The following is a 13,834-nucleotide window of genomic DNA, read 5'->3' as shown; positions in this document are numbered from 1 at the left end:
GCTCCCGTTCTGGGGTCCATTCCCGCCTCGCCGCAGTCGCGCGAAACGGAAGAGGGCCCTATCGACCAGCCGCGCCGAACTGCTGCGCGGCGGCTGAACCTTCGATCATCCACTGACCGACATTGTTGAGGATCAGGTTCTTGGACCAGTCCGCCACCATCAGGAAATGCGGCACCAGGGACGACTCTCGCCACCAACTGTCCTGCTGCACCGGCGCCAGGCTCAACAGGCCGACCAGAACCACCACCAGCAGGGCGCCGCGGGCCACACCGAAAACCATGCCCAGCAGGCGATCGGTCCCCGTCAGGCCCGTGGCGCGCACCAGCTCGCCGAGCAGGAAACTGATCAGCGCACCGACCAACAGCGTGGCCACGAACAGGATGCCGCAGGCAGCGATGATGCGCGCCGACGGCGTTTCGATGAAACCGCCAAGGTGCTCGGCCAACGCGCCGCCGAACAGCCAGGCAACGGCACCGGCGACAATCCAGATGACCAGGGACAGGGCTTCTCTGACGAAGCCGCGCTTGAGACTGATCAGTCCGGAGACAAGGATGATGGCGATGATTGCCCAATCGACCCAGGAGAACGACACGGTGATACAGGCCAGCGAGGAAAAGGGGCGCGCATTTTAACAGAGCTGTTGGCCAGCGGTAAGCCGCGCCCTTGGGCAATGAACTTCAGCCACGCTCGGGCTGGAAGCGCACCACGATGCCATCCAGCTTGTGCTGGCGGCGCAACTGATCGCGCAACCGGGTAGCCTCGGCGCGCTCGATGACTGGGCCGACAAACACCCGGTTCTTGCCCTCGAAGGTGCGCACATAGGCGTTGTAGCCCTGTTCACGCAGGGTTTTCTGCAGGGCCAGGGCATTGGCGCGGTTGCTCAGGCTGGCCAACTGCACACTCCAGGTCACCGGCAGGTTGTTAGCATCCAGACGCGCTTCGGGCGCCTTGCGTGCGGCTGGCGCCGGATCGGCGGAGGGCGTCACCGGCTTTGGGACAGCCTGCCGCTGGTCGGAGGCAGCCGGCTCAGGCAGCGGCAGAGAACCGATGGGAGCGGAAGGCGCCGCCGGTACCGGCTCGTCCGGCAGCGGGTCGGGAACGGCGACCGGCGCAGTGCGGATGTCAGGCAGCGCGGGCATCGACGGCATGGGCGGGGCCTCGACGCGCACATGCCGCAGCTCGTCCTCGCGGGTCAGCAACATGGGCAGGAAGATCACCGCCAGCGCCACCAGCACCAGCGCACCCACGATTCGTTGCTTGAGTCCCCGGTCCAGCAAAGCCATCTCACACTCCTCGGTTCAGCGCGAAGCGCGATCAGGCATCTTCGCGTCGAGCCTGGCCAAGCCATTCCAGGGCTTCGGCCACGCAGTAGAACGATCCGAACACCAGCACCTCGTCGTCCTCACCCGCCTGGCCGCACTGGGCATCCAGCGCCGCGGCGATCGAAGGGTAACTGGCGGCCTGCGCCCCACGGGCCTGCAGCGCAGCCGCCAGCGCAGCGCCGCTACGGGTACGCACCGTGGGCAGATCGGCCACGGCCCAGTGGTCGACCTTGGCGAGCAGCGGGTCCAGCACACCCTCCAGGTCCTTGTCGGCCAGCAAGCCGAACACGGCCAGGCGGCGACCGTTGCAGCGTTCCAGCCGCTCGGCCAGATAGGCGGCGGCGTGGGGATTATGGCCGACATCCAGCAGCAGCGACACGCTTCGCCCCTGATAGCGAAGCGCGCGGCGATCCAGGCGACCAGTGACACGCGCTTCGCGCAGCGCCTGCTTCAGGCGCTCCGGCTGCCACGGCTGATCGAGCAATGCGTAGGCCTGCAGCGCCAGCGCGGCGTTCTGCATCGGCAGGCTCAACAGGGGAATCTCCCGCAGTGTCAGGGCTGCACCCCGTGCGTCCCTGCCCCGCCACTCCCAGTCGCTGGCTCGAATGCTCAGGTCGAAATCGCGGCCGCGCAGCCAGAAAGGCGCACCCAGGGCGTGCGCACGCTCCTCAAGCACGGCCGGAGGCTGGGGGTCCCCGCACAGGGCAGGTTTGCCGACGCGAAAGATGCCCGCCTTCTCGACGGCCACCGATTCGCGGGTGTTACCCAGCCATTCGCTGTGATCAACGGCGATGCTGGTCACCAGCGCCAGGTCGGCATCCACCAGGTTGACGGCATCCAGGCGGCCGCCCAAGCCCACCTCGAGCACGGCGAAGTCCAGCGCCGCACGCTCGAACAGCCAGAAGGCGGCCAGCGTGCCCATCTCGAAGTAGGTCAGGGAAATCTCGCCACGTGCCTGCTCCACTGCCTCGAAGGCGGCGCAGAGGTCGGCATCGCCGGCGTCCTGACCATTGATGCGCACCCGCTCGTTGTAACGCAGCAGGTGCGGCGAACTGTAGACACCTACGCGGTGCCCCTGCGCGTGCAGCAGCGAAGCCAGCAACGCACAGGTGGAGCCCTTGCCGTTGGTGCCGGTGACCGTGATCACCGTCGAGGCGGGGCGTCCCAGACCCAGACGCCGAGCTACCTCGCCGGCACGCTCCAGTCCCATGTCGATGGCACTGGGGTGCAGCTGTTCGAGGTAGCTCAGCCAGTCGGCAAGCGTCTTCATGCGTAGCGAGGCACTTCCACCGGGGTCGGCTGGTGAGTGAACTGGGCGAGCAGGCGCGCCAGGCGCGCGCGCAGTTCATGGCGCGGGATGATCAGGTCGATGGCACCGTGGGCCAGCAGGAACTCGCCGCGCTGGAAGCCTTCCGGCAGCTTCTCGCGCACGGTCTGTTCGATCACGCGCGGGCCGGCGAAGCCGATCAGGGCGCGCGGCTCGCTGACGATGACGTCGCCGAGCATGGCCAGGCTGGCGGACACGCCGCCGTAGACCGGATCGGTCAGCACCGAGATGAACGGAATGCCTTCCTCGCGCAGGCGCGCCAGCGCCGCCGAAGTCTTGGCCATCTGCATCAGGGAAATCAGGGCCTCCTGCATGCGCGCGCCACCGGAGGCGGAGAAGCAGACGAAGGGAATGCGCTGCTCCAGGGCCACGTTGGCGGCACGCACGAAGCGCTCACCAACGATCGAGCCCATGGAGCCACCCATGAAGGAGAACTCGAACGCCGCCGACACGATCGGCATGCCTTGCAGCTGGCCACGCATGGCCACCAGGGCGTCCTTCTCGCCGGTGTCGCGCTGGGCGGCGGTCAGGCGGTCCTTGTACTTCTTGCTGTCGCGGAACTTCAGACGGTCCACCGGCTCCAGGTCGACGCCCAGCTCCTCGCGGCCTTCCGGATCCAGGAACATGTCCAGGCGGGTGCGCGCATTGATGCGCATGTGGTGGTCGCACTTGGGGCAGACGTCCAGGTTCTTTTCCAGCTCGGGCTTGTACAGCACCGCATCGCAGGAGGGGCACTTGTGCCACAGACCTTCCGGAACCGAGCTCTTCGTAACCTCGGAACGCATGATCGAAGGGATCAGCTTGTCTACCAGCCAGTTGCTCATCGTTGTTCTCCGCAGCTTCGATACCCGAGGCGCCGGGCGCCTGGGGCGAATTCTCAGTATTTGCCGGCGCCAGCCCAGGTCCACCCCGGGCCTCGGCACTGCCGACGACTGGAGCTAATGACGGCGGCGCCATCACGCTCGTCACATGCGGTCGCCAACCCCGCGCACGCGCCGGATGAACGCCGCCACTTTCGCAGCGTCCTTGATTCCCTTGGCCGCCTCCACACCGCCACTGACATCCACCCCATACGGACGCACCGAAGCGATGGCTTCAGTCACATTGTCGGGCGTCAGCCCACCGGCCAGGATCAGCGGCATGGGCAGGTCGGCGGGGATAAGGCTCCAGTCGAAGCGCTCGCCGGTGCCTCCCGGCACACCGGGCACATAGGCATCCAGCAGGATCGCCCGGGCGCCAGCAAAGCGTCTTGCTTCCGCGTGCAGGTCGTCACCCGGGCGCACGCGCAGCGCCTTGAACCAGGGGCGACCATGCCCTTCGCATTGTTCCGGCGTTTCATCACCATGGAACTGCAGGACATCCAGCGGCACGGCATCCAGCACTTCGCCAATGAAACAGCGGCTGGCGTTGACGAACAGGCCGACGCTGGTCACGAACGGCGGCAGGGCGGCGAGGATGGCGCGCGCCTGGCGCACATCGACGGCGCGCGGACTCTTGTCGTAGAACACCAGCCCGATGGCGTCGGCGCCCGCCTCGGCGGCGACCAGGGCGTCTTCGATACGGGTAATCCCGCAGATCTTGCTGCGAACGACCACGATTGGCTCCTCTGAACAGGGGCTGGATGTTAGCAGAGTGGCCCTGCGGCAGCGACCGGTGTCACTCGGGCAGCGCAGAGAGGAAATGCGGGCCCAGATAACGCTGCGGCAGATGGAATTCCTCCGGGTACTCGACCCGCACCAGATACAACCCGTAGGGATGCGCCGTAACGCCCCCGGCACGCCGGTCCCGGGCGGCCAGAATCTCGCTGACCCACTCCACCGGGCGCTCGCCGGCGCCGATAGTCATGAGCACACCGGCGAAATTGCGCACCATGTGGTGCAGGAAGGCATTGGCGCGTACATCCAGCACGATGAAGCGGCCGTGCTCGATGACGTTCAGGTGATGAACTGTCTTGATCGGCGACTTGGCCTGGCACTGCACGGCACGAAACGAAGTGAAGTCATGGGTGCCGACCAGCAGCGCGGCCGCTTCGCGCATGCGCTGCACGTCCAGTGGCCGGTGGTTCCAGGTGACCTCCTCGGCCATATGGGCGGGACGCACCGGGTCGTTGTAGATCACGTAGCGGTAACGGCGCGCACACGCCTTGAAGCGCGCGTGAAAGTCGGCCGGCATGACCTTGGCCCAGCAGACACTGATATCCCCCGGCAGGTTGGCGTTGGCCCCCATCACCCAGGCCTGCAACGGTCGCTCGACCGCCGTATCGAAATGCACCACCTGGCCGCTGGCATGCACAGACGCATCCGTGCGGCCTGCACACTGCAGGCTGACCGACTCGGCGGCCACCCTGCCCAGGGCGCGCTCCAGCGCTTCCTGGACGGAAGGCACACCGGCACCCTGCCGCTGCCAGCCGCGATAACGCGAACCCTTGTACTCCACACCAAGGGCAATCCTGTAAACGCCAGCGGCAGCCGTTTCGGCTGCCGCTGGTGGTACTGCTACTGCTTGTTTCATCGATCAGCTCAGGCGGGCCATCAGCTCCCGCGCTTCGTTCTTCTGACTGTCGTCACCCTCACCTAGCACCTCATCAAGGATGTCGCGAGCGCCCTCGCTGTCACCCATGTCGATGTAGGCTCGCGCCAGGTCGAGCTTGGTGGCGGTTTCATTGGTACCGGAGAGGAAATCGAAGTCCTCGTCATCTTCCAGCGGCCCCAGGTCCGTGATGTCGAAAGGCGGCGGCTCGACGGCAGGCATCTCCAGCTCATCGGTAAGCGTATCGAGCTGAGCATTCACACGCTCCAGCTCGGCTTCGAAATCATCCACCGCGGACGGCTCCGGCTCGTCACCGGACAGCAGCTGCTCGGCCTCCGCCAGGGACAGGTCGAAGTCCTCCGGCAGGGTCGACAGTTCGTTATCGCGCGCCGGCGGCTCAATGGCATCCAGGGTCGGCAGCTCGAACTCGGGAAGATCATCTTCATCCTCGACTTCGTCTTCGCCGACCAGCGACTCGAACGGATCGTCCAGGGTGAACTCCAGATCGGCCAGCGTCTCCTCAGCGGCCGGCTCGGCGATCGGCGCCACAGCTGTCGGAACAACCGGCTCGGTCAGGTTCAGGGCGGGCTCGCTATCCAGCTGAAGGTCGAAGTCGAGGTCGTCATAAGCCGGCAACGGCTTGTCGAGGTCTTCCGCGACATTCGGAGTAGCCAGCGCCGGGGAAACCTGCAGCTCATCGTCGAAGCTCAACTCGTCGAGGCTGGGGATCGCCTCTTCCGCATCCTGCCAGCCCGCCAGGGTCGTCGCTCCGGCAGTGGCGGCAACGGCCATCGCGCCCGCTGTCGCCGGAGACACCGGCGCCTGGGCGATATCCGGGTAACGGCTCTTCAACTTGCGGATCTCGCTTTCGGCACCGCCGACTTCGCGCAACTCGGCTTCCTGGCGCTGGAAGCCGGCGCGATCACCCTGCTCGGCGAATACTTCCATCAGCTTGAGGCGCAGGTCGCGACGCTCCGGCTCCTCGTCCAGCGCATTGAGCAACAGCTCGGCAGCCTGGTTGAAGCGGCCATAGGCAATGTAGATGTTGGCCTCCCCCAGCACATCGGTTGCATCGCCTGCCTTGCTGGACTGACCGTTACGGGAAACGCCACCGAGATCATCGAAGCTGCTGCTGGGCAGCGCCAGTTCCTCGCTGAACGCCTGATCGTCGTCGCTCAGGCCCAGGCCTTCCTGCAGTTCGGCTTCCTTCATGGCGTTGCGACGCGACAGGGCCATCAGGGCCAGCAGCAGCGCCAGCAGGCTGCCGCCGCCAATGGCGCCCAACAACAGCGGATCGGCAAGCAGGCGATCGACATAGCCTTGCAGGCCGGCGTCGCTTGCCGTGGACGGCTCTGCACTAGCGGCCGGCACGACGCTCTGAAGCACTTCAGCCGGCGCAGGGGCCGGCTGTTCATTGGCACTTTGCAGCGGCGCCTCGAAGGCGCCTGGAGCAGCATCAGTGGTCTGCGCCCCGTCCGATGGCTGCGGGGACGACTGCTGCGGCGCCGAATTCTGCTGCTGCAGCTCGGGCGACTGCTCGGCCGCAGGAGTCGCAGTCACCTCGGGCGCCTGCTGAGCGGCCTGCTCCTCTTCCGCCAGACGAGCCTGGAGACGCGCCAGCTGGCTGTCCTTCAGTTCGATCAGGCGCTGCAGCTTGTCCAGCTGGCTCTGCAGATCCCCCATGCGTCCTTCAAGCTCCGCGCTGGCGCGCCGGGAGGTATCCAGATTTTCCTGAGCCACTGCGAGTTTGTCGGCCAGAGCGCTGCCGGCATCCTGACCTTCGGCAGATTTACCCTCGGTACCGGCGACCAGTCGCAGGCTGTCCCCGAGCTCCACGCGCTCCGGTGCCGGGCCCGCAACGGCGCGACGGGTGGCATCCAGCTGACGCGCGCCGCCAGCCAGGCTGCGCGCCTGCCGCCAGGCCTGCCAGGCTGCATTCTGCTCGGCCACCAGGGCAATTGCTTCGCGGCGGGTACGAGCCGCTATCTGCTGCTCGTCGGGCAGGCGCAACACCTGGCCGGTCTTGAGCAGGTTGATGTTGTCATTGATGAAGGCGCTGGGGTTCAGATCCTGAATGGCCAGCATGGTCTGCTGCACGGTGGCGTTGCCACGCTGGTGGCGACTGGCAATTTCCCAGAGCGTATCCTGGGCGACCGTGCGGTATTCGCTCTGCGGCTCAGCCTGGGCGACCACCGGCCGCACAGTGGACGGGGCGGTACGGGCAGGCTGAACCCTGGGCGCCGGTTGGCTCTGGCTCTGCGACTGGGGAGCCGGTGCGGCAAGCGCCAGCTGCGGCGCGACATCCGCCGTGTTCTGCGGGTTGTAGAGCGGCGGATCCAGCAGAACGGTGTACTCGCGAAGCGCGCGACCGCTCGGCCAGTTCACCTCGACGAGGAAGTTCAGGTAAGGCTCGCGCACCGGCTTGCTGGAACTGATGCGAATGATGCTCTTGCCCTGGGCATTGATGACCGGGGAAAACTGCAGATCGTTCAGGAAGAACGGGCGATCGACCCCTGCCCTGTGGAACTCATCCGCCGAGGCCAACGCCGGCATCACTTCCGCCGGGGACAGACCACGAACATCCAGCAGTTCGATTTCCGCAACCAAAGGCTGATTCAGGGCCGATTGCAGAGAGATTTCCCCCAACCCCAGCGCATTCGCGACTCCGGAAGAAAAGGCCGAAGCAGCTGCAATTGCCAGCACCAGTTTGCGAATCCGAGCCATATTGGTTTCCTTGTACTTTCCCTCTGGCGGCAAGGAGGCGCATACGCCTCTATCACCCGAGCGAGGCCGGCTTCCTGTCTCGACCTAGCGTCAAGTGGGTTAAGCCCTTGAAAATTTCGGTAAGTATCTTTGACGGGTATCGTTTTATCAACAACCCAGCCTAGGACACCTCGTTCATTGCGGAACCTTTCCGGACGTTATCGGACGCAATCCACAAATCGACGCGCGCGGCCTCACCAGCCATTCCTACCGCAATCGAACTCCGCCCGTATGACCCGAATAAACACAGAGGTTTAAAGCAGAACGCCACGGGCAAGCCGTGGCGTTCTGCAAACATGGTTGGCGAATCAGCGCTCCAGCAGGATACGCAGCATGCGACGCAGCGGTTCGGCCGCGCCCCACAGCAGCTGGTCGCCCACCGTGAAGGCGCCCAGGTATTGGGAGCCCATGTTCAGCTTGCGCAGACGACCCACCGGAACGTTCAGCGTGCCGGTGACCGCGGTCGGGCTCAGCTCGCGCATGGACTGCTCGCGGTGGTTGGGTACCAGCCGCACCCACGGGTTGTGCTGGCTGATCAGCCCTTCGATGTCCGACAGCGGCACATCCTTGTTGAGCTTGATGGTCAGCGCCTGACTGTGGCAGCGCATGGCACCGATGCGCACGCACAGGCCATCCACCGGGATCGGGTTCTTGTTGCGACCGAGGATCTTGTTGGTCTCGGCCTGGCCCTTCCACTCTTCGCGGCTCTGGCCATTGGGCAGCTCCTTGTCGATCCAGGGGATCAGGCTACCGGCCAGCGGCACGCCGAAGTTGTCCACCGGGAAGGCTTCGCCGCGCATGGCCTCGGCCACCTTGCGGTCGATATCGAGGATGGCGCTGGCCGGATTGGCCAGCTCCTCGGCGACTGCGCCGTGGATGGTGCCCATCTGCTTGATCAGCTCGCGCATGTTCTGCGCGCCGGCGCCGCTCGCGGCCTGGTAGGTCATGGCACTCATCCATTCCACCAGCCCGGCCTCGTACAGGCCGCCGAGGGCCATCAGCATCAGACTGACGGTGCAGTTGCCGCCGATGTAGTTCTTGACGCCCGCATCCAGCTGTTGGTCGATGACCCGGCGGTTGACCGGATCCAGGACGATGACCGCGTCATCGGCCATGCGCAACGTCGAGGCGGCGTCGATCCAGTAGCCCTGCCAGCCGGCTTCGCGCAGCTTGGGATACACCTCGCTGGTGTAGTCGCCACCCTGGCAGGTGAGGATCACATCGAGGGTCTTGAGTTCATCGAGGCTGTAGGCGTCCTTCAGCGGCGCGATGTCCTTGCCGATCTCGGGGCCCTGGCCGCCGACATTGGAGGTAGTGAAGAACACCGGCTCGATCAGGTCGAAGTCCCGCTCTTCACGCATGCGCTGCATGAGCACGGAACCCACCATGCCACGCCAGCCGATCAGACCTACACGTTTCATCTTTGTAACTACACCCTCGAAATAGGAAAGTGGGCCGCCGCCCGCAGGCGGCAGGCCGCTGAGATTACAGGTTCCGCAGCGCCGCGACTACTGCGTCACCCATTTCGCGGGTACCGACCTTGGTGCAGCCTTCCGACCAGATGTCACCCGTGCGCAGCCCCTGGTCCAGCACCAGGCTGACCGCTTGCTCGATGGCATCGGCGGCAGCCGTTTCGGCGAAGCTGTAGCGCAGCATCATGGACACCGAGAGGATGGTGGCCAGCGGGTTGGCAATGCCCTTGCCGGCGATATCCGGCGCGGAGCCGTGGCAGGGCTCGTACATGCCCTTGTTGCTGGCGTCCAGCGACGCCGACGGCAGCATGCCGATGGAACCGGTGAGCATGGAAGCCTCGTCCGACAGGATGTCGCCGAACATGTTGTCGGTGACGATCACGTCGAACTGCTTGGGCGCGCGCACCAGTTGCATGGCGGCATTGTCGACGTACATGTGCGACAGCTCGACCTGCGGGTAATCCTTGGCCACTTCCTCGACCACCGCGCGCCACAGCTGGCTGGAAGCCAGGACGTTGGCCTTGTCCACCGAGCAGAGCTTCTTGTTGCGCACCATGGCCATGTCGAAGCCGACCTTGGCGATGCGACGGATCTCGCTTTCGCTGTACGGCAGGGTGTCGTAGGCCTTGCGCTCGCCGTTGGCCAGGGTCTCGGTGCCGCGCGGGGCGCCAAAGTAGATACCGCCGGTCAGCTCGCGAACGATGAGGATGTCCAGGCCTGCGACCACTTCGGGCTTCAGGGTCGAGGCGGCGGCCAGTTGCGGATAGAGCAGCGCCGGGCGCAGGTTGCCGAACAGGCCCAGCTGCGAACGGATCTTCAGCAGGCCACGCTCGGGACGGATGGCCGGATCGATGGTGTCCCACTTCGGACCGCCCACGGCGCCGAGCAGGATGGCGTCGGCCTGGCGGGCGCGCTCCAGGGTCTCGTCGGCCAGCGGCACGCCGTACTTGTCGATGGCCGCACCGCCCAGCTCGTCATAGCTCAGCTCGAACGCCAGGTTGTACTTCTCGTTAGCCAGCTGCAGGACCTTGACGGCCTCGGCCATGATTTCCGGGCCGATGCCGTCGCCCGGGAGAACCAGAATCTGCTTGCTCATTGCATTCCTCTATTTTGCGTAGGGTGGATAACGGCCATCGGCCTTATCCACCGGAATCCTCTGGTGGAAAACGCTGCGCGATTTTCCACCCTACCTGCACGCTCGCTTACTTGATCGCGCCGAACAGCCAGGGCTGGGCCTGCTGGTGCTTGCTCTCGAACGCCTTGATCGCCTCGGCGTCCTGCAGGGTCAGGCCGATGTCGTCCAGCCCGTTGAGCAGGCAGTGCTTGCGGAAGGCGTCGATCTCGAAGCGGTACTGCACGCCATCCGGACGGGTCACGGTCTGTGCCTGCAGGTCGACGGTGAGCTGGTAGCCCTCGGTGGCTTCGGCCTGCTGGAACAGCGCATCGACCTCGCCCTCCTTCAGCACGATCGGCAGCAGGCCGTTCTTGAAACTGTTGTTGAAGAAAATGTCGGCAAAGCTCGGCGCGATGATGGTGCGGAAGCCGTACTCGTCCAGGGCCCAAGGCGCGTGTTCGCGCGAGGAGCCGCAGCCGAAGTTCTCGCGGGCCAGCAGCACACTGGCGCCCTGGTAGCGCGGGAAATTGAGCACGAAGTCCTGGTTGACCGGGCGCTGCGAGCAGTCCTGATTCGGCTGACCCACGTCCAGGTAGCGCCACTCGTCGAACAGGTTGGGACCGAAGCCGGTGCGTTTGATCGATTTCAGGAATTGCTTGGGAATGATCTGGTCGGTGTCGACGTTGGCGCGATCCAGCGGGCAGACCAGGCCGGTATGTTGGGTAAAGGCTTTCATGTCTATGTCCTCAGGCCTGGAGCAGTTCGCGAACGTCGATGAAGTGGCCGGTCACCGCGGCGGCGGCGGCCATCGCCGGGCTCACCAGGTGGGTACGGCCGCCGGCGCCCTGGCGCCCTTCGAAGTTGCGGTTGGAGGTGGAGGCGCAATGCTCGCCGCTGCCCAGCTTGTCCGGGTTCATGGCCAGGCACATGGAGCAGCCCGGCTCGCGCCACTCGAAGCCGGCTTCGATGAAGATCTTGTCCAGCCCTTCTTTCTCGGCCTGCTGCTTGACCAGGCCGGAACCCGGCACCACCAGCGCCTGCTTGACGTTGGCGGCAACCTTGCGACCCTTGGCCACTTCGGCGGCGGCACGCAGGTCCTCGATGCGCGAGTTGGTGCAGGAGCCGATGAACACGCGGTCCAGCTTGATCTCGGTGATCGGCTGGTTGGCGGCCAGGCCCATGTACTTGAGGGCGCGCACGATGGAGTCGCGCTTGACCGGATCGGCCTCGGCCGCCGGGTCCGGCACGCGCTGATCGACCGCCAGGACCATTTCCGGCGAGGTGCCCCAGCTGACCTGCGGCTTGATGTCTTCGGCCTGCAGCTCGACCACGGTGTCGAACTGCGCATCGGCGTCGGACACCAGGCCCTTCCACAGCGCCACGGCAGCCTCCCAGTCGGCGCCCTTCGGCGCGTAGGGACGGCCTTCGACATAGGCGATCGTCTTCTCGTCCACCGCCACCATGCCGACCCGGGCACCGGCCTCGATGGCCATGTTGCACAGGGTCATGCGGCCTTCCATGGACAGGTCGCGGATGGCGCTGCCGGCGAACTCCAGGGCGTGGCCATTGCCGCCGGCGGTGCCGATCTTGCCGATGATGGCCAGCACGACGTCCTTGGCGGTGACGCCGAACGGCAGCTTGCCTTCGACGCGCACTTGCATGTTCTTCATCTTCTTGGCGACCAGGCACTGGGTGGCCAGCACATGCTCGACCTCCGAGGTGCCGATGCCGTGGGCCAGCGCGCCGAAGGCGCCGTGGGTGGAAGTGTGCGAGTCGCCGCAGACCACGGTCATGCCCGGCAGGGTGGCGCCCTGCTCCGGGCCGATTACGTGGACGATGCCCTGGCGGACATCATTCATCTTGAATTCGAGGATGCCGAAATCGTCGCAGTTCTCGTCGAGGGTCTGCACCTGGATGCGCGACACCTCGTCGGCGATGGCTTCCAGTCCGCCCTGGCGCTCGGCTCGGGTGGTCGGCACGTTATGGTCCGGGGTGGCGATGTTGGCGTCGATGCGCCACGGCTTGCGACCGGCCAGGCGCAGGCCTTCGAAGGCCTGGGGCGAGGTCACTTCGTGGAGGATATGACGGTCGATGTAGATCAGCGACGAACCATCGTCGCGGCGCTTGACCTCATGCATCTCCCAGAGCTTGTCATAAAGGGTTTTGCCAGCCATCGGACTCTTCCTCATCGGTTGCTCATGCGGGGTGCTATGCCCCTTGCACGTATGGGGGCGATGCTAGGGGCTTGTCATGAATTACTCAAATTCATATTTTTCATTCACTGAATTCCCCAACGGAATACCAGCCCCCCCTTTTCCTACCGGATACCCACGATGGACCTCGCCACCCTCAACGCCTTCATCGCCGTCGCGGAGAGCGGCAGCTTCTCCCTCGCCGGCGAGCGCCTGCACCTGACGCAGCCCGCGGTCAGCAAGCGCATCTTTGCCCTGGAGCAGCAACTGGAGGTGCGCCTGTTCGACCGTCTCGGACGAGAGGTCGGGCTCACCGAAGCCGGGCGCGCGCTGCTGCCGCGCGCCTACCGCATCCTGGGCGAACTGGACGACACCCGCCGCGCCCTGGCCAACCTCAATGGCGAGGTGAGCGGGCGCCTGACCCTGGCCACCAGCCACCACATCGGCCTGCATCGCCTGCCCCCGGTGCTGCGCGAATTCACCCGCCGCTATCCGGCGGTCAGCCTAGACATCCGCTTTCTGGATTCCGAAGTGGCCTACGAGGACGTCTTGCAGGGCCGCGCCGAGCTGGCGGTGATTACCCTGGCGCCTGAAGCCCGCACGCCGGCAGCCCGGACGCCGGATACCCGCGCCCCGCTGCGCGCCGTTCCCATCTGGGAAGACCCGCTGGACTTCGTCGCCGCCCCGGACCACCCGCTGGCGCGCAACGGCGCCCTGACATTGGCGGACGTGGCCGCCCATCCGGCGGTTTTTCCCGGGGCGCACACCTTCACCCACCGAATCGTGCATAGACTGTTCGAGGTAGCCGGCCTGACACCTCAGGTCGCCATGAGCACCAACTACCTGGAAACCATCAAGATGATGGTATCCATCGGTTTGGCCTGGAGCCTGCTGCCACGCACCATGCTGGACGATCAGGTCGTGCGGCTGACGCTGCCCGGGCCACAACTGAGTCGACGACTGGGTTATGTGCTGCACACGGAGCGCACCCTGTCGAATGCCGCCCGCGCCTTCATGGCGCTGCTGGATGCCCAGCACGGACAAGGGAACGAACCGCAGTCCGTCTGAACGGATCTACCCAGGGCAAAAAATGCACAGCCGTTCCGGGCAGGAAG

General features: G+C 65.5%; 12 protein-coding genes. 1 reads left to right on the top strand and 11 read right to left on the bottom strand.

Features of this window, described 5'->3' with window-relative positions; all coding sequences use genetic code 11:
* Positions 1-58: 58 nt before the first annotated feature.
* The 11 genes from PT85_RS02795 to leuC all read right to left on the bottom strand — a co-directional run bounded on the left by PT85_RS02795 (position 59) and on the right by leuC (position 12,701).
* Entirely contained in the window at positions 59-592 is a 534-nt protein-coding gene (locus PT85_RS02795; protein WP_039562731.1) for a CvpA family protein, read from the bottom strand.
* Positions 593-677: 85 nt separating this feature from the next.
* On the bottom strand, positions 678-1,283 hold the full coding sequence (locus PT85_RS02790; RefSeq protein ID WP_027590138.1) for an SPOR domain-containing protein: 606 nt from the start codon (positions 1,281-1,283) through the stop codon (positions 678-680).
* A 31-nt stretch (positions 1,284-1,314) separates the two neighbouring features.
* Entirely contained in the window at positions 1,315-2,592 is a 1,278-nt protein-coding gene (gene folC, locus PT85_RS02785) for a bifunctional tetrahydrofolate synthase/dihydrofolate synthase (RefSeq protein WP_039605859.1), read from the bottom strand.
* Complete coding sequence (gene accD / locus PT85_RS02780) at positions 2,589-3,473, bottom strand: acetyl-CoA carboxylase, carboxyltransferase subunit beta (RefSeq protein WP_039605858.1); 885 nt, start codon at positions 3,471-3,473, stop codon at positions 2,589-2,591. The genes folC and accD overlap by 4 nt, the downstream gene beginning before the upstream one ends.
* A gap of 141 nt (positions 3,474-3,614) precedes the next feature.
* Positions 3,615-4,247: a phosphoribosylanthranilate isomerase gene (locus tag PT85_RS02775; RefSeq protein WP_027590141.1), complete on the bottom strand. Its 633-nt coding sequence runs from the start codon at positions 4,245-4,247 to the stop codon at positions 3,615-3,617.
* Positions 4,248-4,305: 58 nt separating this feature from the next.
* On the bottom strand, positions 4,306-5,160 hold the full coding sequence (gene truA / locus PT85_RS02770; protein ID WP_039605857.1) for a tRNA pseudouridine(38-40) synthase TruA: 855 nt from the start codon (positions 5,158-5,160) through the stop codon (positions 4,306-4,308).
* A gap of 3 nt (positions 5,161-5,163) precedes the next feature.
* Positions 5,164-7,902, bottom strand: coding sequence for a FimV/HubP family polar landmark protein (locus tag PT85_RS02765; RefSeq protein WP_039605856.1), 2,739 nt, complete (start codon positions 7,900-7,902; stop codon positions 5,164-5,166).
* A gap of 347 nt (positions 7,903-8,249) precedes the next feature.
* Positions 8,250-9,362 carry an aspartate-semialdehyde dehydrogenase gene (gene asd, locus PT85_RS02760; protein ID WP_027590144.1) on the bottom strand — a complete coding sequence of 371 codons (1,113 nt, stop codon included), beginning with the start codon at positions 9,360-9,362 and terminating at the stop codon, positions 8,250-8,252.
* 64 nt (positions 9,363-9,426) lie between these two features.
* Positions 9,427-10,509 carry a 3-isopropylmalate dehydrogenase gene (gene leuB / locus PT85_RS02755; protein WP_039605855.1) on the bottom strand — a complete coding sequence of 361 codons (1,083 nt, stop codon included), beginning with the start codon at positions 10,507-10,509 and terminating at the stop codon, positions 9,427-9,429.
* 106 nt (positions 10,510-10,615) lie between these two features.
* Complete coding sequence (gene leuD / locus PT85_RS02750) at positions 10,616-11,263, bottom strand: 3-isopropylmalate dehydratase small subunit (RefSeq protein WP_039605854.1); 648 nt, start codon at positions 11,261-11,263, stop codon at positions 10,616-10,618.
* Between the two features lie 10 nt (positions 11,264-11,273).
* On the bottom strand, positions 11,274-12,701 hold the full coding sequence (leuC, locus tag PT85_RS02745) for a 3-isopropylmalate dehydratase large subunit (RefSeq protein WP_039562736.1): 1,428 nt from the start codon (positions 12,699-12,701) through the stop codon (positions 11,274-11,276).
* Between the two features lie 159 nt (positions 12,702-12,860).
* On the opposite strand from leuC, the gene PT85_RS02740 reads away from it, so the two are divergent.
* Positions 12,861-13,787 carry a LysR family transcriptional regulator gene (locus PT85_RS02740; protein WP_027590148.1) on the top strand — a complete coding sequence of 309 codons (927 nt, stop codon included), beginning with the start codon at positions 12,861-12,863 and terminating at the stop codon, positions 13,785-13,787.
* Positions 13,788-13,834 lie beyond the last annotated feature (47 nt).

The sequence above is a fragment of the Pseudomonas flexibilis genome (assembly GCF_000806415.1).
GTDB lineage: Bacteria > Pseudomonadota > Gammaproteobacteria > Pseudomonadales > Pseudomonadaceae > Serpens > Serpens flexibilis.
This window is presented reverse-complemented; position numbering and strand designations above follow the sequence as displayed.

Coding starts and splice junctions, on each gene's coding strand:
- leuC (WP_039562736.1), bottom strand. CDS start 12,701: ATGGCTGGCAAAACCCTTTATGACAAGCTCTGGGAGATGCATGAGGTC.
- asd (WP_027590144.1), bottom strand. CDS start 9,362: ATGAAACGTGTAGGTCTGATCGGCTGGCGTGGCATGGTGGGTTCCGTG.
- PT85_RS02740 (WP_027590148.1), top strand. CDS start 12,861: ATGGACCTCGCCACCCTCAACGCCTTCATCGCCGTCGCGGAGAGCGGC.
- folC (WP_039605859.1), bottom strand. CDS start 2,592: ATGAAGACGCTTGCCGACTGGCTGAGCTACCTCGAACAGCTGCACCCC.
- PT85_RS02790 (WP_027590138.1), bottom strand. CDS start 1,283: ATGGCTTTGCTGGACCGGGGACTCAAGCAACGAATCGTGGGTGCGCTG.
- PT85_RS02765 (WP_039605856.1), bottom strand. CDS start 7,902: ATGGCTCGGATTCGCAAACTGGTGCTGGCAATTGCAGCTGCTTCGGCC.
- truA (WP_039605857.1), bottom strand. CDS start 5,160: ATGAAACAAGCAGTAGCAGTACCACCAGCGGCAGCCGAAACGGCTGCC.
- leuD (WP_039605854.1), bottom strand. CDS start 11,263: ATGAAAGCCTTTACCCAACATACCGGCCTGGTCTGCCCGCTGGATCGC.
- leuB (WP_039605855.1), bottom strand. CDS start 10,509: ATGAGCAAGCAGATTCTGGTTCTCCCGGGCGACGGCATCGGCCCGGAA.
- accD (WP_039605858.1), bottom strand. CDS start 3,473: ATGAGCAACTGGCTGGTAGACAAGCTGATCCCTTCGATCATGCGTTCC.